This window comes from Stutzerimonas sp. KH-1 (assembly GCF_054483855.1).
The window spans coordinates 2,728,299-2,746,616 of sequence record NZ_CM137011.1 but is presented as its reverse complement, the minus strand read 5'-3'; the positions used below and the strand labels follow the sequence as shown (position 1 = coordinate 2,746,616).

Annotated in this window: 18 protein-coding genes and 1 riboswitch; of the genes, 12 read left to right on the top strand and 6 right to left on the bottom strand. The window is 67.0% G+C overall.

Annotated features, from left to right (window positions below; genetic code table 11):
* Positions 1 to 14 precede the first annotated feature (14 nt).
* Genes thpR through ACX1DW_RS13255 form a run of 3 tightly spaced genes read right to left on the bottom strand, consistent with a single transcriptional unit; the run spans position 15 to position 1,627 of the window.
* Entirely contained in the window at positions 15 to 536 is a 522-nt protein-coding gene (thpR, locus tag ACX1DW_RS13265) for an RNA 2',3'-cyclic phosphodiesterase (protein ID WP_458991689.1), read from the bottom strand.
* 15 nt (positions 537 to 551) lie between these two features.
* A complete protein-coding gene (locus ACX1DW_RS13260; RefSeq protein ID WP_458991688.1) occupies positions 552 to 1,205 on the bottom strand; it encodes a class I SAM-dependent methyltransferase in 654 nt (217 codons plus the stop codon).
* Positions 1,202 to 1,627: a YbaY family lipoprotein gene (locus tag ACX1DW_RS13255; protein ID WP_041755354.1), complete on the bottom strand. Its 426-nt coding sequence runs from the start codon at positions 1,625 to 1,627 to the stop codon at positions 1,202 to 1,204. Before ACX1DW_RS13255 ends, ACX1DW_RS13260 begins: the two co-directional genes overlap by 4 nt.
* 113 nt (positions 1,628 to 1,740) lie before the next feature.
* Here ACX1DW_RS13255 and nrdR point away from each other — a divergent pair, with 113 nt between their 5' ends.
* The 12 genes from nrdR to ACX1DW_RS13195 all read left to right on the top strand — a co-directional run bounded on the left by nrdR (position 1,741) and on the right by ACX1DW_RS13195 (position 10,818).
* Positions 1,741 to 2,208, top strand: a complete 468-nt coding sequence (gene nrdR / locus ACX1DW_RS13250) for a transcriptional regulator NrdR (RefSeq protein WP_003304016.1) — start codon at positions 1,741 to 1,743, stop codon at positions 2,206 to 2,208.
* On the top strand, positions 2,205 to 3,305 hold the full coding sequence (ribD, locus tag ACX1DW_RS13245; RefSeq protein WP_200600346.1) for a bifunctional diaminohydroxyphosphoribosylaminopyrimidine deaminase/5-amino-6-(5-phosphoribosylamino)uracil reductase RibD: 1,101 nt from the start codon (positions 2,205 to 2,207) through the stop codon (positions 3,303 to 3,305). Before nrdR ends, ribD begins: the two co-directional genes overlap by 4 nt.
* Positions 3,306 to 3,842: 537 nt before the next feature.
* A complete protein-coding gene (locus ACX1DW_RS13240) occupies positions 3,843 to 4,505 on the top strand; it encodes a riboflavin synthase (RefSeq protein WP_200600344.1) in 663 nt (220 codons plus the stop codon).
* Positions 4,506 to 4,516: 11 nt separating this feature from the next.
* Positions 4,517 to 5,596: a bifunctional 3,4-dihydroxy-2-butanone-4-phosphate synthase/GTP cyclohydrolase II gene (gene ribBA, locus ACX1DW_RS13235; RefSeq protein WP_200600342.1), complete on the top strand. Its 1,080-nt coding sequence runs from the start codon at positions 4,517 to 4,519 to the stop codon at positions 5,594 to 5,596.
* A gap of 59 nt (positions 5,597 to 5,655) precedes the next feature.
* The gene (gene ribH / locus ACX1DW_RS13230) at positions 5,656 to 6,132 is read left to right on the top strand and encodes a 6,7-dimethyl-8-ribityllumazine synthase (RefSeq protein ID WP_011912028.1); all 477 of its coding nucleotides are present in this window, start codon (positions 5,656 to 5,658) and stop codon (positions 6,130 to 6,132) included.
* Complete coding sequence (gene nusB, locus ACX1DW_RS13225; protein ID WP_011912029.1) at positions 6,129 to 6,614, top strand: transcription antitermination factor NusB; 486 nt, start codon at positions 6,129 to 6,131, stop codon at positions 6,612 to 6,614. Before ribH ends, nusB begins: the two co-directional genes overlap by 4 nt.
* Positions 6,615 to 6,626: 12 nt before the next feature.
* Positions 6,627 to 7,589, top strand: a complete 963-nt coding sequence (gene thiL, locus ACX1DW_RS13220; protein ID WP_200600340.1) for a thiamine-phosphate kinase — start codon at positions 6,627 to 6,629, stop codon at positions 7,587 to 7,589.
* Positions 7,590 to 7,639: 50 nt separating this feature from the next.
* Positions 7,640 to 8,137: a phosphatidylglycerophosphatase A family protein gene (locus tag ACX1DW_RS13215; protein ID WP_133456285.1), complete on the top strand. Its 498-nt coding sequence runs from the start codon at positions 7,640 to 7,642 to the stop codon at positions 8,135 to 8,137.
* An 89-nt stretch (positions 8,138 to 8,226) separates the two neighbouring features.
* A complete protein-coding gene (locus tag ACX1DW_RS13210) occupies positions 8,227 to 8,874 on the top strand; it encodes a retropepsin-like aspartic protease family protein (protein ID WP_200600338.1) in 648 nt (215 codons plus the stop codon).
* A gap of 122 nt (positions 8,875 to 8,996) precedes the next feature.
* Positions 8,997 to 9,614: a GTP cyclohydrolase II gene (ribA, locus tag ACX1DW_RS13205; protein WP_063544111.1), complete on the top strand. Its 618-nt coding sequence runs from the start codon at positions 8,997 to 8,999 to the stop codon at positions 9,612 to 9,614.
* A complete protein-coding gene (locus tag ACX1DW_RS13200; RefSeq protein ID WP_172883725.1) occupies positions 9,611 to 10,018 on the top strand; it encodes a hypothetical protein in 408 nt (135 codons plus the stop codon). Before ribA ends, ACX1DW_RS13200 begins: the two co-directional genes overlap by 4 nt.
* Positions 10,018 to 10,818 (top strand): cobalamin-binding protein, encoded by an 801-nt coding sequence (locus ACX1DW_RS13195; protein WP_200600336.1) that lies wholly within the window; start codon positions 10,018 to 10,020, stop codon positions 10,816 to 10,818. The genes ACX1DW_RS13200 and ACX1DW_RS13195 overlap by 1 nt, the downstream gene beginning before the upstream one ends.
* Positions 10,819 to 10,840: 22 nt before the next feature.
* On the opposite strand, the gene ACX1DW_RS13190 is transcribed toward ACX1DW_RS13195, so the two are convergent.
* From ACX1DW_RS13190 to ACX1DW_RS13180, 3 genes are all read right to left on the bottom strand, one after another.
* On the bottom strand, positions 10,841 to 12,706 hold the full coding sequence (locus ACX1DW_RS13190) for a TonB-dependent receptor domain-containing protein (RefSeq protein WP_200600334.1): 1,866 nt from the start codon (positions 12,704 to 12,706) through the stop codon (positions 10,841 to 10,843).
* Positions 12,707 to 12,802: 96 nt separating this feature from the next.
* Positions 12,803 to 13,019, bottom strand: a riboswitch (cobalamin riboswitch).
* Positions 13,020 to 13,091: 72 nt separating this feature from the next.
* Positions 13,092 to 16,745 carry an AAA family ATPase gene (locus ACX1DW_RS13185; protein ID WP_200600331.1) on the bottom strand — a complete coding sequence of 1,218 codons (3,654 nt, stop codon included), beginning with the start codon at positions 16,743 to 16,745 and terminating at the stop codon, positions 13,092 to 13,094.
* Positions 16,742 to 17,977, bottom strand: a complete 1,236-nt coding sequence (locus tag ACX1DW_RS13180; RefSeq protein WP_200600329.1) for an exonuclease SbcCD subunit D C-terminal domain-containing protein — start codon at positions 17,975 to 17,977, stop codon at positions 16,742 to 16,744. The genes ACX1DW_RS13185 and ACX1DW_RS13180 overlap by 4 nt, the downstream gene beginning before the upstream one ends.
* Positions 17,978 to 18,318 lie beyond the last annotated feature (341 nt).

The window sequence follows — 18,318 nt, the reverse complement described above, 5'->3', positions numbered from 1 at the left end:
CCATGTGACGGTCGCTATGGCGCTGCCAGCGGCCAGCGTCCCAGCGCGTCGTAGCGCACGCCACCCGGCGTTGCCGTCGACAGATAGAGGCCGAAGTGGTCGGCGTGCCAGGCGAAGCCCGGCGCGGCGCCGCTTGGTCGGCTCTGTGCCTGGCGGGCCAGCGTCAGGTGCGGGAGGAAGGGCCGGCTGTCGAGCACCACGCCGAGCGCGGCCAGATGCTCGGCAAGGGTAGCGACCAGCCTCGACAGGGCCTGCGGCGTCGTGCTCGGTTGCAGGCAGATGAAGCCCTTGCCGATGGTGGTGAGCCGGTCCAGCCGGAGATCGAATGCCGTCCCCTCGATGCCTGATGCCATGGTCAGCAGCGCATCCAGCCGCTCCTTCGGCTGGGCACCGAGGAAGGCCAGGGTCATGTGCAGATTGGCTTCGGCCACCGGGCGCCCGTCGAATGCCTGGCCGTCACGCCAGGCGCAGATGGCCGTCGCCTGCTCGGGCGGGCAGGGCAGGGCGAAGAACAGGCGCAGACTTTCCTCGCTCATGGTGTCTCCGTATGGCTAGCGCGTCGCGTGGTAGAGGCTCACCTGGCGAAACTCCGCCGGCTCTGCCAGATCCGGCCAGGTGCAGGCATCGAGTACGTCCAGGCGCCGGTACAGCGGGTGGGCGAAGTCCCGCACGCGGGAATCGGCCACCAGCGCTTCCCGGCCTCGGCTGAGAAACTGGTCCAGCAGCGGCACGTTGGCGCGGTCGTAGAGCACATCGGCGACGAGGATCAGATCGAAGCGATCCGCTTCGCCGAAGAAGTCCTGCGAATAGCGTAGCTCGACACCGTTGAGCGCGGCGTTCGCCCGGCAGGCGGCGAGTGCCAGCGGGTCCAGGTCGCAGGCCACCACCTCGGCGGCTCCTGCCTTGGCCGCGGCGATGGCGGCGACGCCGGAACCCGCGCCGAAATCCAGCACGCGCTTGCCGCGCACCCAGTCCGGGCGCTCGGCCAGCCAGCGGGCCAGGACCAGCCCGCTGGCCCAGCAAAAGCACCAATACGGTGGCTCGTCGAGAATGCGCCGGGTCTCCTCGGGGCTGAAGGCGCGATCCATGTTGGCGGCATCTATCAGCCAGAGGCGCAGCTCGGTGTCCGGCAGCGTCTCAGCGACCAGGCGGGCATCGCCCAGCAGTTCGTGCAGCGCGGCCTGCAGCTGCGCCGGTGCGCTCACGGTGCCGGAACCAGCTGCAGCGGTCCGAGCGCCTGGCTGGCGGCACTCGATATGGTGCGCGGCGGCAGGCGCATGATCAGCTGGCCGGCGCGCGTGACGCGGCCGCGTAACTCGACGCGCTGGCCGGCGGGGAAGGCGTCGGGGTTGAACTGGAGGATGAACGGCAGCTCGCTGCCGCGGCCCTTGAGCTGCACGTTGCTGAGCAGGCGGTCGGGCTGGTCGCGACGGTCGACCTCCAAGAGGGCCAGCTCCACGTCGCTGCCGGCCGGTGCGCCGATCAGGCTGCCGCTCAGTTCGTTGAGCAGTTTGGAGTGGGGTGCGGTGCTCAGCTCGACGGGAGCCGTCGGTGGTTCGCTGGGTTGGCTGCCGCAGCCGACGAGCAGCGTCAGCAGGGCGGGCAGAACGAGAAAACGTGATGGCACAGACGGCCTCCTGAACGGCGATTGCGGGCTTGTATAGCAGCAAAGCCGTCGCCTTGTCTTGCCGGTCGGATGCGCTACCATGGCCGTCCCGACGTACGACCGATTCCAGCCCCATGCATTGTCCCTTCTGCGGTGCCCACGACACCAAGGTCATCGATTCCCGCCTGGTCGCCGAGGGCGATCAGGTGCGCCGCCGCCGCGAGTGCCTGGCCTGTGGCGAGCGTTTCACCACCTTCGAAACCGCCGAGCTGGTGATGCCGCGACTGATCAAGTCCGACGGCAGTCGCCAGCCGTTCGACGAGCAGAAACTGCGCGCCGGCATGCAGCGTGCGCTGGAGAAGCGTCCGGTCAGCGTCGAGCGCCTGGAAGCTGCGATCGCCCATATCAAGCATCAGCTGCGCGCCACCGGCGAGCGCGAGATCAAGTCGCGGGTGCTCGGCGAGCTGGTGATGGCCGAGCTGCAGAAGCTCGACGAGGTCGCCTATATCCGCTTTGCCTCGGTCTACCGCCGCTTCCAGGACCTCAACGAGTTCCGCGAGGAAATCGAGCGGCTGTCCCGCGAGCCGGCCAAGCCCGAATGACGGCCGATCACGCCTGGATGGCCCGGGCGCTGCAGTTGGCGCGCAAGGGCCTTTATTCGACCCATCCGAACCCGCGGGTCGGTTGCGTCATCGTCGCCGATGGCGAGCTGGTCGGTGAGGGCTGGCACGTACGCGCCGGCGAGCCGCATGCTGAGGTCCATGCGCTGCGCCAGGCCGGCGAGCGCGCCCGCGGTGCCACCGCCTACGTCACCCTCGAACCCTGCAGCCATTACGGGCGCACGCCGCCCTGTGCCGAAGCGCTGGTCAAGGCCGGTGTCGGGCGCGTGGTGGCGGCCATGCAGGACCCCAATCCGCAGGTCGCCGGGAACGGTCTGGAGCGGCTGCGCAGCGCCGGTATCGAAGTTGCCAGTGGCGTGCTGGAAGGCGAGGCGCGGGAACTCAATGCGGGCTTTATCAAGCGCATGGAAAGCGGCCTGCCATACGTGCGCGCCAAATTGGCCATGAGCCTGGACGGGCGCACCGCGATGGCCAGCGGCGAGAGCCAGTGGATCACCGGCCCGGCGGCGCGTGCCGAGGTGCAGCGCCTGCGCGCCCGCTCCAGCGTGGTGCTGACCGGCGCCGACACCGTGCTGATGGACGCCGCGCGGCTGACCGTGCGTGGCGATGAACTGGGGCTGAACGCCGAAACCACCGCGCTGGCGCTGCAGCGCCCGCCGCTGCGGGTGCTGGTCGATGGTCGGCTGCGCGTGCCGCTGGATGCGCCGTTCTTTCAGGCTGGTCCGGCGCTGGTCGTCATGGCGGTCGCCGGCTGCGAGGACACCTATCATCGCGCCGGCCATGAGGCGCTGGTGCTGGGTCAGGAGCGGGTCGACCTGACCGCGCTGCTGCGCGAGCTGGCTGCCCGTGGTGCCAACGAGGTGCTGGTCGAGGCCGGACCGCGGCTGGTCGGTGCGTTCGCCAGCCTCGGCCTGATCGACGAGTATCAGGTGTTCATGGCGGCCAAGTTTCTCGGCTCCTCGGCGCGGCCGCTGCTGGAGCTTCCGCTCGAGCGCATGAGCGAGGCGCGCGAGCTGAAGATCGTCGACATCCGGGCGGTGGGCGACGACTGGAAGATCCTGGCGCGCCCGGCCAACTGATCGGCAACCCGTGTCGGCGGTGTCCGCCGATAGCCTGCGTCTTGCATTCAGATAGCTGCTACCGGGCGATAACGGGCTGCCCCGCGTCGCTATTTGTGTTAAAAACGCTGCCGGGCCACAAACGGCCCAACGTTCTCAGGGCGGGGTGCGATTCCCCACCGGCGGTAATGGCGCAGTTACAAGGATGAAAGCGTAGCGAGCGCTGAGCAGGCAAGGCGTGATTCGACGAGAAGGCGGGCTTTACTGGGGGCAACGAGGCCTTGGTAAATGAGCACTTCGAGGAGGAGCACAACGCAGCATGCTCTGCGCGCAGTAGCTTTCAATCGCGTCTAGCCCGCGAGCGCTTGCTTCGGCAAGGTCAGCAGACCCGGTGTGATTCCGGGGCCGACGGTATAGTCCGGATGAGAGAGAGCGGGATATTCCGATGGGCGCCGTCCGTGCACCCGTCATGCATCCCTATCGATCCGTAGCGCCCTGTTTTTCAAAAACAGGAGTTCGTCGTATGCAGCGTTTTATCCGCCTTCCACGGGAGGCCACATGTTCACTGGAATAATCGAAGCCATCGGCACCATCCGTGCGCTCACACCCAAGGGCGGGGACGTCCGCGTGCTGGTCGAAACCGGCAAGCTGGATCTGGGCGACGTCAAGCTGGGCGACAGCATCGCCGTCAACGGCGTCTGCCTGACGGCGGTGGAGCTGCCGGGCAACGGCTTCTGGGCCGACGTCAGCCGCGAAACCCTGGCGCGCACCGCCTTCATCGATCTCAAGGCCGGCAGCCGGGTCAACCTGGAAAAGGCCCTGACCCCCACCAGCCGCCTCGGCGGTCATCTGGTCAGCGGCCATGTCGATGGTGTCGGCGAGGTCGTGGCACGGGAAGATAATGCCCGCGCCGTGCAGTTCCGCATCCGCGCGCCGCGCGAGCTGGCCAAGTACATTGCGCTCAAGGGCTCGATCACCGTGGACGGCACCAGCCTCACGGTCAATGCGGTCAACGGCGCCGAATTCGAGCTGACCATCGTGCCGCACACCCTCGGCGAAACCATCATGGCCGACTACCGCCTCGGGCGGCAGGTGAACCTGGAGGTCGACCTGCTGGCGCGCTACCTGGAGCGCCTGATGATGGGCGACAAGGCCGCCGAACCCAAGGCCTCAGGGCTCACCGAAGGTTTTCTCGCCGAGCACGGCTACCTGAAGAATTGAGGAGACGCCCGATGGCGCTCAATACCGCTGAAGAACTGATCGAAGACATCCGCGCCGGCAAGATGGTCATCCTCATGGATGACGAGGACCGCGAGAACGAGGGCGACATCATTGTCGCCTCCGAGTGCGTGACCTCCGAGCACATCAATTTCATGGCGCGCTTCGCTCGCGGCCTGATCTGCATGCCCATGACCCGCGAACGCTGCGAGCTGCTCAAGCTGCCGCTGATGGCGCCGCGCAACGGCTCGGGCTTCGGCACCAAGTTCACCGTTTCCATCGAGGCCGCCGAAGGCGTGACCACCGGCATTTCCGCGGCTGACCGCGCGCGTACCGTGCAGGCCGCGGTGGCGAAGAACGCCAAGGCAGAGGACATCGTCAGCCCCGGCCACATCTTTCCGCTGATGGCGCAACCGGGCGGCGTGCTGGCGCGTGCCGGCCACACCGAGGCTGCCTGTGACCTGGCGCGCATGGCCGGGTTCGAGGCCAGCGGCGTGATCTGCGAAATCATGAACGACGACGGCACCATGGCACGCCGTCCTGAGCTGGAAGTCTTCGCCGAGCAACACGGGCTGAAGATCGGCACCATCGCCGACCTGATCCACTACCGCATGATCCACGAGCGCACCGTGCAGCGGGTTTCCGAGCAGCCGCTGGAAACCGAGCTGGGCCAGTTCAACCTGGTCACCTACCGCGACGGCGTCGAGGACACCGTGCACATGGCACTGACCCGCGGTGAGATTTCCCCGGAAGAGCCGACCCTGGTGCGCGTGCACAACATGGAGCCGCTGCGTGATCTGCTGCTGGTCACCGTGCCGGGTCGCTGGAGCCTGCGCGCGGCGATGAGCGAAGTGGCCAAGGCCGGCAAGGGCGTGGTGCTGCTGCTCGGCAATCCGCTGACCGGCCCGCAGCTGCTGGCGCAGCTGACCCGTCAGCAGCCGCCGACCCCGGCCACCTACAGCACCGTCGGCGCCGGTTCGCAGATACTGCGTGACCTGGGCGTACGCAAGATGCGCCTGATGAGCGCGCCGATGAAGTTCAATGCGATATCCGGCTTTGATCTGGAAGTTGTAGAATACCTCCCGGCCGAATAAATCAGAGGCGCCGCGCAGTCCGCGGCGCCTTCGTTCTTTAAAGAGATGAGAAAGCACCCATGCCCCTGAAGACCATCGAAGGAACCTTCATCGCCCCGCAGGGCAAATACGCCCTGGTCGTAGGCCGCTTCAACAGCTTCGTCGTCGAGAGCCTGGTCAGCGGCGCGGTCGACGCGCTGGTTCGCCACGGTGTCAGCGAAAACGACATCACCATCATCCGCGCGCCGGGTGCCTTCGAGATTCCGCTGGTCGCGCAGAAGGTCGCGCAGCAGGGTGAATACGACGCCATCATCGCCCTCGGCGCGGTCATCCGCGGTGGCACGCCGCACTTCGAATACGTCGCCGGTGAGTGCACCAAGGGCCTGGCCCAGGTCTCCATGGAGTTCGGCGTACCGGTCGCCTTTGGCGTGCTGACCGTCGATTCCATCGAACAGGCCATCGAGCGCTCCGGCACCAAGGCCGGTAACAAGGGCGCCGAAGCCGCACTTTCCGCACTGGAAATGGTGAGCCTGCTGTCGCAGCTGGAGGCGAAGTGAGCCTGAATCACGACGATAGCCAGGACGCACCGCAGCCCAAGGCCAAGGGCAAGATCGCCACGCGCCGGGTCGCTCGCAGCCTGGCGATGCAGGCGTTGTATCAGTGGCACATGGCCGGTCAGAGCCTCAACGAAATCGAGGCGCAGTTCCGCGTCGACAACGATTTCAGCGGTGTCGACGGTGCCTACTTCCACGAACTGCTCAACGGCGTGGCGCGCAAGAAGACCGAGGTCGACCAGGCCATTGCGCCGAATCTCGACCGTCCGCTGGATGAGCTCGACCCGGTGGAGCTGGCCATCCTACGCCTGTCGACCTACGAGCTGATGCAGCGCATCGACGTGCCGTACCGCGTGGTCATCAACGAAGGCATCGAGCTGGCCAAGGTCTACGGCGCCACCGACGGACACAAGTTCGTCAACGGCGTGCTGGACAAGCTGGCCCCCTCGTTGCGCAGCGCCGAAGTGCGCAACCACAAGCGCTGAGGGCCGCTCGCCTTGCTGGGTGAGTTCGAGCTGATCCGTCACTACTTCGCCGCCGCCGCTTGTGCCAGGGCCGGCGGCGAAGTCGTTCTCGGCATCGGCGATGATTGCGCCCTGCTGCAGATTCCCTCCGGTGAACAGCTGGCCGTGTCCACCGACACCCTGGTCGCCGGCGTGCATTTCCCCAATCCCTGCGATCCGTTCCTGCTCGGCCAGCGCGCCTTGGCCGTCGCCGCCAGCGACCTGGCCGGCATGGGCGCCACACCCATCGGCTTCACCCTTGCCCTGAGTCTGCCGAGCGGCGATCCGCTCTGGCTCGCCGAGTTCGCCCGCGGACTGGATGCCATGGCGCTCGACTGCAGCCTGCGTCTGATTGGCGGCGATACCACCCGTGGCCCGCTGAGCCTGACCGTCACCGTGTTCGGCCGCGTGCCGGCCGGGCAGGCGCTGACCCGTGCCGGCGCGCAGACCGGTGATCTGCTCTGCGTCGGTGGTGTGCTGGGCGAAGCAGCCGGAGCGCTGCCCCTGGTGCTTGGTCAGGCGGAAGCCGATGCGGATGTCGCCGAACACCTGCTGGCGCGCTACTGGTCGCCACAGCCTCAGCTGGCCCTGGGTGAAGCGCTGCGTGGCAAAGCCAGCGCGGCGCTGGATATCTCCGACGGGCTGCTGGCTGATTGTGGCCATATCGCCAAGGCTTCGGGCGTGGCCTTGCAGATCGAGCGTGATCGGCTACCGCTGTCCGAGCCGCTGCGCCGTTTCGCTGGCGGCGCCGAAGCGCTGCGTTGCGCGCTGGCTGGCGGCGACGACTACCTGCTGGCCTTCACCCTGCCGCCTGCCGAACTGGCGCCGCTGCAGGCTGCCGGCTGGCCGGTGCAGGTCATCGGCCGGGTGACGGCGGGGCAGGGCGTGCAGCTGCTGGACGCGGCGGGCAACGAGGTGGCCGTGTCCGAACGCGGCTACAACCATTTCAATCCATGAGGGCGTTGCGGCCTGCTCAGCCCGCGATCAATCCGAGAAGGAACGCTGTTTTGACTGATACCTCGCCGGTCGCGGCCAAGCCGCAAAACCTGGTCTGGACCAATCCCTGGCACAACCTGGCGTTCGGCTTCGGGTCCGGGTTGATGCCCAAGGCGCCGGGCACCTGGGGTTCGCTGGTAGCGCTGCCGTTCGTGCCGCTGTGGCAGTTGCTGCCAGGCTGGGGTTATGTGCTGATGCTCGGCCTGACCATGTTGTTCGGCGTCTGGCTGTGCGGCAAGGTGGCGCGCGAACTCGGCGTGCACGACCACGAAGGCATCGTCTGGGACGAATTCGTCGGTATCTGGATCACCTTCTGGCTGGTGCCGGAGGGCTGGTACTGGCTGCTGCTCGGCTTCGTGGTGTTTCGCGTGATGGACATCGCCAAGCCGTGGCCGATCAGCTGGGTGGATCGGCATATCCATGGCGGGGTGGGCATCATGCTCGACGATATCCTTGCCGGGGTCGCCGCCTGGGCGGTCATGCAGGGGCTGGTGGCGCTGTTGGTTTGATTGTGCGTCCGGTCGCTGCAGGCCGCTGACGGTTGGTGGATGATCGGCGGCTCCGGTCCGGGCGGCCAGGTTTCGAGGAAGGAATAGCCATGCGTAGCATCCCCGTTCTGTTCGCCGGCCTGTTGCTGCTGCCCGCGCTGACACAGGCCGCCTCAATGGTGCAGGTGGTCGGGCTGTTTCCCGGTGCGGCGGTGGTCAACGTCGACGGCCAGCGCAAGCTGGTCAGGGTCGGGCAGACCGGACCGGGTGGCGTCCAGGTGGTCAGTGCCGATGCCAACGGTGCGGTGCTGAGGGTCGACGGCGTCGAGCGGCACTACAACCTGAGCCGCGAATACAGCGGTGCCTACGCGGCGCCGAGCAAGACCCAACTGAGCGTCGCCAAGGGTACTGGCGGCCATTACTGGATTGCCGGTGCGATCAATGGCCAGTCGATCCAGTTCCTCGTCGATACCGGCGCCACCTCGGTGGCGATCAACGAGCACCAGGCCCGCCGCTTGGGCATCGACTATCGCGTCAACGGCCGGCCGATGGTGGTGAGCACCGCCAGCGGCACGGCCAAGGCCTGGCGCGTGCACCTGAACAGCGTCAAGGTCGGCGCGATCGAAGTGCTTGGCGTCGAGGCCGTCGTCGTCGAGGGCGGCTCGCCCACCGAGGCGCTGCTTGGCATGAGCTTTCTCGGACGGGTCAGCTGGCGCGAGGAGCAGGGCGTGCTGGTGCTGGAGTCGAAGACCTCCTGAGTTCAGGCTGATCCGTCCGCCTGCACGGCACGATAGACACACTCGACGGCGAACTCTTCAGCCAGATGTGCCCCCGGTTAGTGTTATAGTGTCCGCTTTTCTGCCGCCTGGGATTTCCGCCCGTGTCTGTCGTGTTCGTCGCCGCTTCCCAACTGCCGACACCGTTCGGCGTGTTCACCATGCATGGTTTTCTCGACCAGGACACTGGCAAGGAACATGTCGCGCTGACCCTCGGCGACGTGGCCGATGGCAAGCCGGTGCTTGGGCGTCTGCATTCCGAATGCCTGACCGGCGATGCGCTGTTCAGCCTGCGTTGTGACTGCGGCTTCCAGCTGGAAGCGGCACTGCGCGCGATTGCCGACGAAGGCCGTGGCGTGCTGCTCTATCTGCGTCAGGAAGGACGCGGCATCGGCCTGCTGAACAAGATCCGCGCCTACGAGCTGCAGGATGCCGGCGCCGATACCGTCGAGGCCAATGAGCGCCTGGGCTTCGCGCCTGATATGCGTGACTACGGTATCTGCCTGCCGATGCTCGAGCACCTGGGCATCGCCGAGATCAAGCTGATGACCAACAACCCGCGCAAGGTCAAGGCGCTGCAAGGCTTCGGCATCCGCGTGGCCGAGCGCAAGCCGCTGCAGGTCGCGCACAACCCGCACAACCGCAAGTACCTCGCCACCAAGGCCGGCAAACTCGGCCACATGCTCGGCGAGATCCACCAGGGTGAAGCCGAGCAGTCGTGAACCGCCTCGCCGTTCGCCGCCAGCTCGCGCGTGACGGCTGGCTGCACACCCTCCTGATGGTGATACCTGTGCTGGCGCTGGGCCGTGCACCGGCACTGAGCGTTGACTGGGGCCTGCCTCTTTTCGCTGCCGGCCTGGTCTCGCTGTTCTTCAGCCTGCCGGCCTTCACCGCCTTCAAGCACGCACTGATTGCCACCGAGCAGGCGTTGGGAGGCCCTATGGAGGCCGACGCCTGGGCACGCTTGCGTCGCCTCCGCCGGCGTGGGCTGCTGATCGCCTCGCTGCCGGCCTGGTTCGCGGCCGCCGGGGCTCTGCTGGGCATGGAACCGGTTGCCCGCCTGTTGCTGGTATTCGGCAGCCTGGTGCTGCTGGTGCTCTACCGTATTCCGCGGCAGCTGCACTGATGCGTCACCTTTTGCTCGCCGCTCTGGCGCTGCTGGCCACCTTGCCTGCGGTGGCCGCGCAGCGGGTAGTAAGCCTGGCGCCCTCGCTCAGCGAAATCATGCTGGAACTCGATGCCGTAGATCGCCTGGCCGGTGTGCTGGACGGCGGCGAACGTCCTGCGGCCCTGGCTCAGGTGCCATCGGTGGGGCGTTATGGCCAGGTCGAGATGGAGACCTTGCTCAGCCTGCGCCCCGATCTGGTCCTGCTCTGGCCGGACAGCGTGCCGCGCAGCCAGCGCGAGCAGCTGCAGCAGTTCGGTGTTCCCGTGCTGGTGGTGGCGCAGACTCGCCTCGACGGGCTGGCCGAGCAATTCAGGGTGATCGGCCAGGCGGTCGGCCGCACGGAGCAGGGCGAGCGCCTGGCCGAGGCGTTTCGCGCCGGCCTCGCCGAGCTGCGCACAGCCTACGCCCGTGAACGGCCGTTGCGGGTGTTCTACCAGGTCTGGAACCGCCCGCTGTATACCCTCGGCGGGCAGCAGATCATCAGCGAAGCGATCGAGGTGTGTGGCGGGCGCAACGTCTTCGCCGACCTGACCCTGGCCGCGCCGCAGGTGAGCATCGAAGCGGTGCTCGCCCGCGACCCGCAAGTCATCCTGGCCGGCAGCGGGGCGCAGCTGGACGAGTGGCAGGCCTGGCCACAGCTCGATGCCGTGCGCAACGGGCGATTGCTGGAAGTGCCGGACAAGGGCCTGGAGCGACCGAGCTTCCAGATGCTGGGGGCGATCCGGAAGCTCTGCGAGGTGATGGCGGCAGCGCCCTGAGCGGGCGTGCCGGTAGACGCCATTACAGTGACGGAGTCCAGGTGACGGCGAGTAGCGCGGTGCGACCCTGCTCCTTGTAGCCGTAGGCGCTGTCCATGTTGGCGAATTCGCGCTGGTACAGGGCAAGGTGATAGTCCTTGTTCAGCACGTTATCCAACTTGGCTTCCCAGCGAATCTCGGGGGTTGCCTGCCAGCTCGTGCGAAGGTTCAGCACGGCATACCCTGGGATTGTGGTGCGCTCAGACTCGTAGCTTGAATTGAACGCGCTGTCGTCGAAGCGCTGGCTGAAGGCCTGCCAGGTCGCACCGACTCCGAATGCGCCGAACTGACGGTCTATATCCAGGCTTAGCGAGCGCTTGGCGCGGCGTTGTAGTACGCGGCCGCTGTCCCTATCGCGTGGATCAATGACACTAACGCCGAGGCTCGCCTGCCAGCCCAACAGCTCACGCGCCGCGCTGGCTTCGAAACCGTTGATCCGTGCCTGGCTGACGTTTTCCATCCGGGTTCCACCCCAGGCAATCATGTCTTCGACATCGGTGCGATAAAGGGAGGCTTCCAGTTGGGTCTCTTCGAATTCGCCGCGCCATTGCAATTCGTACGTCTTCGAAGTCTCCGGCTTCAGGTCCGGATTGGGTCCCCAGGCGGGCGGTGCGTAGAGGTCGGTGAACGTCGGGGCGCGGAAGCCCTCGCCATAGCTCAGAATCCAGCGCTGCGACTGACCTACCGGCAGGCTGAATGCTGCGTTCCAGCTGTTGTGGCTGCCAAACTGCTGGTTGTCGTCGTGACGCAGACCCAGCTCGGTGCCGAAGTGTTCGCCCTGGAAGCTGTGCTGAGCAAAAAAGGCGAGATTGTCGCGGCTGTCTTCCTGGTAGGCGGTGGTGGCATCGAGGCGGTCCTCGTACCAGTCGCTGCCCACGCTAAGCTGCTGACGCTCGCTCAGCTGCAAACGGTTGATCCAGGCTGCAGAGTGGCGGGTGGTCTCCAGCAGACCGTCATTGTAGTTGGAGCCGACCGCGCGGTTGCGATCGAAGCTGCGACCCAGCTCCAGACGGCTGTTCCAGACGTCGCTTAGCTGGCCGTCCAGATAACCGCTGTAGCTGCTGACGCGAAACTCGTCCTGCGGTGTGCCCGGGGCGAACTCGTAGGCATCGTCATACTCGTTCTTGCCGCGCTGGTCGTTGAGACTCAAACCGGCTTTCCAGTCCGCATCGAACTGGTGATCCAGCTTCAAGTGCAGGGCCTTGTTGCGCTGGCCATCGTTGTCTTGGTCAGCGCCGCGATTGTCGCGGGTGATGTCGAAGCCGTCGCGCTCGTCTAGGCTGGCGCCCAGATGGATGCGAGTCTGTTCCGTTCCGGCTGCCAGGCTCAGGCTGCGCTGAAAGGTCTGGTCGCTACCGGCGGCCAGGCGGACTTCCGGATTTATTCCGGGTTTGCCGCCACGGGTAAAGATCTGGATGACGCCACCAATGGCATCCGCACCGTAAAGCGAGGAGCGCGGGCCACGGATCACTTCGACGCGCTCGATGTTGTCGATAGCCAGGTAGTCGAGGCGGGCGAAACCGCTGGTGGCTGAAGCGATGCGTTGGCCATCGACCAGCACCAGCGTTTGTGCAGTACCGGTGCCGCGCAGCGATAGCGACGCCACACCGCCAGGGCTGCTTACCTGTACGCCTGGCACACGCCGCAGCAGCTCAGGCACGCTGCGTGCCTGCAGGCGTTCGATATCGGCGCGAGTGAAGACGGTATTGGCTGCAGTGGCCTGGGCGCGGGGTTCGGCCTGGCGGGCCGAGGTGATAAGCATGCTCGGCAGTTCCTGCTCGGCATCGGCAGCAAACACCTGCGCGCCAGGCAGCAGCGCCACGGCGAGGGCAAGTCGGGACAGTTTCATTCTTGGAATTCCTCAAAAGATCGCAGACTTTTGAGGAGGGCAGGAACAAGCGCGGGAATTACGGCGGCAGCGCTTGACGGTGCTGCCCTCCGCAACACCAGTCGAATCCGTCAGGCCGGTCTCCGGGCTTTCGACGCGCATCACGCTCACCTTCCCATGTCGGAACACAGTGGCTGTCGAGCGGACGGCGATCCCTGAGGATCGCGGTCGATTACCGTTGCGGGGGCAGCGCCGGCCTTGCTCTTCGAGCGCACCGGCTTCCCGTTTAATGCGGACCTTTTGGTCGCGCACACCTGGGCGGATAAGAAAACGCGCGAACCTTACGGCCGATGCTGGCGAAACACAAGCGGACCAATGGCCGCAAGGTCTGCCAGCCCGGCGACCGCTAGGACAGTCCGCCGACGATCTTCAGCCCGCTCTGCCCATTGCCCTGACGACGCACCTGGATTTGCACCGGGATGCGTTCGTGCATCTCGGCGACGTGGCTGATCACTGCCACCTTGCGGCCCTGGGCCTGCAGCGAATCCAGCGCGTCCATGGCGATCTGCAGCGACTCGGGGTCGAGGCTGCCGAAGCCTTCGTCGATGAACAGCGATTCGATTTTCAGCTTGCTCGAGGCCATCGAGGCCAGGCCCAGCGCCAGGGCCAGCGAGACGAGAAAGGTCTCGCCGCCGGACAGCGAATGTACCGAGCGCAGCTCGTCGCCCATCTCGGTATCCATCACCAAGAGGCCCAGCGGACTTCCGCCGCGCTTGAGCCGATAACGGCGCGCCAGCTGACGCAGCTGCACGTTGGCGTGTTGCACCAGCAGGTCGAGATTGTAGGCCTGGGCGATCTTGCGGAAGGCGCCGCCGTCGCTAGAGCCGATCAGCGCGGCGATACGCCCCCAGCGCTGCATTTCGGCGCGCGCCTCGTCGATCTGCGCCAGCAGCGCCTGGCTTTGGCTGCGACGCTTGTCGTCGTCGAGCAGCGCGGCGCGGGTTTCGGCACAGCGCTGCTCGGCCTGTTCGCAGCGCTGCAGCTGTTCGGCGTGTGCCTGTTGCAGCTGCGTGGCCTCAGGCGCCTCGGTCTGTTGCTGCTGATGGCTGGCCAGTCGGGCGAGACAGCCGTCGAGTCGCTCGCGACAGCGGGTCAGAGTTTCGGCGTTGTCTCGCAGGCGCTGGCGCGCCTCGCTCAGCAGTGCCTCGTCCATCTGCAGCAACTGGGCGAGGGTGGAGTCGTCCAGCGCCGGATGGGCGCTGCGCCATGCGGCGAGTTCGACCTGCAGCGCCTCGCGCTCCTGCTGCAGCTCGGCGTGGCGCTGGCGGCAGCTCTGCTGTTCGCTCTGCAAGCGGGTCAGACCGAGCCTGCCGTCGTTGAGTTGGCGGTCGATTTCGACCTGGGCCTGGCGCGCGGCCTGGATGGCCAGGTCCAGTTGCTGCTGCCAGGTATTGGCGCTGGGCTGCTCGCCGAGGCTGGTCTGCAGCGCCTGCCGGCAGGCCAGCAGCAGCTTCTCGCGTTCGGCCAGGCGTGCCTGGCAGCTCGCCTGCTTCTCCTGGCGATGGCGCTGCTGCAGCTGTTCGTCGCTTTGGCGCTGCTCGCACTGGCGCAGCTCCTCGGCCAGCTCGGCTTGCGCCTGCAGTTGCTGCAGGCGCGTGGCGATGTCGGCGTCCAGCTGCATAAAGGTCTGCGCCGGATCTTCGCGCCAGCGCTGCAGTCTTTCGCCGGGCAACAGTTCGGCGAAGGCCGTCAGCTCTGCGTCGAGCTGCTGGGCGTCGCGGGCGAGGGCATCGCGCTGGCGCTCGAGCTGCTGGGTCGCTTCGACGCAGGCCTCGCGCGCGGCCTGCCAGGTCTGCTGCAGGGTTTCGCTGCGCTGCTGCAACCCGAGCAGTTGTTGTTGCTGCCGGCTGGCATCGGCGATCTGCTGGTTCAGGGTCGCCACGCGGGCTCCCAGCCAGTCCGCGCGCATTCCTTCGGGTTGGCGAAGCAGTTCGGCATGCGCTGACAGGGCGTGTAGACGCGGGGCCAGCGTCTGCAGCTGCGCCTCGACCTCGCTCTGACGCTGCTGGCTCTGGCGCAACTGGGTGCTGAGCGCGACGTGGCGGTCGCGCAGTTCCTGCAGGCGCTGTTCCTGGGCCTGCAGCGCTTCGCGCGCGCGTTCGGCCTCGCGGTCGTCCTGCTGATCGAGGCCGGCGAGCATGGCATCGGCCGCATGCCAGGGATGTTCCTGGCTGCCGCAGACCGGGCAGGGCTCGCCCGGCACCAGCGCGGCGCGTAGCGCCTCGACATTCGCACTGCGCGCCAGGCGCTGGCGTTCGAGCAAGGCAAGGGTGACGTTCAGCGCCTGCTCGGCGGCGTCGCGCTCGGCGCGGACCTGTTTGCCCAGCGGCACCAGGCCGTCCAGCTCCACCTGCTGGCCGGTAGCGGCGTCGGCCAGTTCGCGCCGGCTGGTTTCGAGCCCGCGTTGCTGCGCCCAGAGTTCGCGCAGAGCCGCGGTTTCGCGCTCGGCCTGGCGCCATTGGTCCAGCTGCCCGTGCAGTTGGGTGAGCTGTTCGGCCAGGCCGACTTCGCTGCCGCGCTCATGCTGCAGAGCGTCCAGCGCCTCGCGGGCCAGGCTTTGCTGGGTTTCGGCGGCCTTGGCCCGCGCTTCCAGTGCCGGGAGTTCGCCCTGACCTTGCTGCAGCCGTGCCGCCAGCTGCACGGCCTGTTGCAGGCGCGGGCGATAGCCGTCCCAGGCGCTGCAGAGCGGTTGCAGCGCGGCGCTCTTGTCCAGTTGCTGGCTTAGCGCGGCAAGTTCCGCCGCGGCGCACTGCTGGCGCTCGGCGAGCTGCGTGAGCGTCGCTGCGCCTGCAGTCACCTCGGCATCGGCCCGGGTGCTGTCCTCGCGGATAGTGGTCAGGTCGGCGTTCAGATGCTGCAGGCGTTCCTCTTCACGGCGCGCCTGGACGAGCCGCGGCTCGGCGTCCTGGCGCGCCTGTTCGGCCGAACGCAGTTGCTCGCTGGCGGCGCTGCATTGGCTCTGCAGCTCGGCCAGGCGCTGCTGCACGGCCTGTTCCTCATGCTGCAGGCGCGCCAGGCTGTCGGCGGCCTTGTCCAGCAGCGGGCCGAGATCCTGCAGGCGCAGGAAACGATGGCGTTGCGGCGCCAGTTGCTCGAACAGGTCGAGGATGCGCCGGGCCTCGGCGAGGTTTTCGCGCTCGTATTCGGCATCCTGCAGTTGCTGGCATGCCGCTTCGCGCTCGTTTTCCAGACGCTGCAGTTCGCTGAGCCATTGCCGTTGTGCTTCCAGCGCCTTGAGTTGCTGCTGCAGCGCTTTCAGTTCGTCGAGCTGGGCCTGATGTTCGCGCTCCAATTCGTCACGCTGCTCCGGCTCCAGTGGCTGCAGGCCGCCGGCATGCTGCTCCAAGCGGGCGAGGCCTTCCTTCGCCTCTTTGGCGGCCTCGAACGCGGCCTGACCGAGGCGACTGTAGAGGCCGGTATCGGTGAGCTTTTCCAGGAGAGTGCCGCGCTCGTTGTCGTCGGCCTTGAGGAAGGCGGAAAACTCGCTCTGCGCCAGCAGCACGGCGCGGGTGAACTGGGCCAGGGTCAGCCCCAGGCGGGCTTCGAGCAGTTCCTTGAATTCGCGTTTCTTGCCGCTGGCCAGGAGCGTGCCGCTGTCGAGATCCGTAAGGCTCTGGCTGCTGGCCTGCAGGCGGCCGTCGATCTTCTCGCGGGCGCGCTTGACCTCCCAGCGTGCGCGGTAGCGGTGACCGTCGACGCCGACGAAATCGACCTCGGCGTAGCCGCTGCCGCAGCCGCGGCGCAGCAGGTTGCGCTCGTCGCCACCGCCGATCTCGGCATCTACCTCGGGCACCTTGTTCAGCGGCGAAACGCTGTCGAGTCGCGGCGTGCTGCCGAACAGCGCCAGGCACAGGGCGTCGAGAATGGTGCTCTTGCCGGCACCGGTGGGCCCGGTGATGGCGAACAGCCCGGCGCTGGCCAGGGGTTCCGCGGTGAAATCGATGACCTGTTCTCCGGCCAGCGACGCCAGGTTCTTCAGGCGGATGGCGAGGATTCTCATCGGTCATCCTCCGAATGGGCGAACTCGACTCGTTGCAGCAGGGTGGCGAAATCGTCCAGCGCCTGTTCGTCCGCCGGGTTGCCATACTCGGCCTCCCATGCGCGGGCGAACAATTCCTGCGGAGTGATCTGGTCGAGGCCGAGCAGCACGTCCGATTCCGTCTCGCTGCGCTTGCCGGCGTATTCGCTGGCGATGCGCACCAGCCGGCAGGCCTTGTCGGTTATCGCGGTTTCGATGCGCTGGCGCAGGTCTGGCAGCGGTTCGTCGAGCAGTACGCGTACCTCCAGCCAGGGCAAATGTTCGTCGAACAGGCCGGTGGGCGGCAGCGCCTCCAGCGCGGCAATCACCTCGGCCAGCGGGGCGCGGCCGATGCGGATCATCTCCACCGCGCGCGGCACCGGCAGGCTTTCGACCTGCGCCAGCTGCTCGCCGTCGAGTTCGACGAGCAGCACCTGATGCGGGTAGTTGACCTCGGCGAAGGACAGCGGCAGCGGCGAGCCGCTATAGCGGATGCGCGCCAGCCCGGCGACCTGCTGCGGCTTGTGCAGGTGGCCGAGGGCGACGTAGGCGACGGACTCGGGAAACAGGCTGGCCGGCAGGGCCTCGGCATTGCCGATGACGATATTGCGCTCGGACTCTTCCGACACCGCGCCGCCGGCCATGTGCGCATGGCTCATGGCAACCAGTGCCTGGCCGGGCTGGCGTGCGGATTCGGCGGCGGCGATGAGGCGTTCATGCACCTGGCGAATGCCGGCCATGTAGTCGTCGCCCAGCGTCATTCCGGTGACCTCGGCCGGGCGCAGGAAGGGCAGGGTGAGACACCAGGCGGCGGTATTGCCATTGGCGTCGTGCAGCGGCACCAGCAGCCGCTGGTGGTCCAGCTGGCCCTCGGCGACCCAGCTGATGCGGCCAACGGCATGGGCATTGAGGCGCTTCATCAACGGCGCCGGCAGCTCGATGCGCCCGCCCGAGTCGTGGTTGCCGGCGATCATCACGATGTCCAGCTGCGGGAGCTTTTCGTGGGCGCGGACGATGAAGTCGTAGAGGCGTTCCTGGGCCTTGAGTGGCGGGTTGACCGTGTCGAACACGTCGCCGGCGATCAACAGGGCGTCGGCGCGGTGGGCTACCAGCTGGTCGAGCAGCCAGGCGAGGAACTGCGCGTGTTCGTGGTCGCGGTCCTGGCCGTGGAGGGTCTGGCCGAGGTGCCAGTCGGAGGTGTGGATCAGGCGCATGCGAGGGAGTTTTCTTCGTAGGTGTCGCGACGGGCCGCGGCAGGGTGGAGGAGGCTGGGCGCAGCGTTTGTGCAGCGTATCCGTAGGCGCGGAGGAGGGTGGCGAGTCTCTGCTGGCGAAGCTTTTGGACGTTGGCTTCGCGGGATACAGCCTATCGCGGTGATGGGTAGATGCATTGGTTTCGCCCTGCTGGGCGAGTCCCTTTTGGCAGTCGCCCCAAAAGGAACCAAAAAGTCTTGCCCCTGCATCCGGGTCTCGCTGCGCGAGACTTCCCTCATTTCATCCACGTTCCGGGGGCCGGCGTACAAGGGCCATCCATGGCCCTTGTACGCGGGGACGCC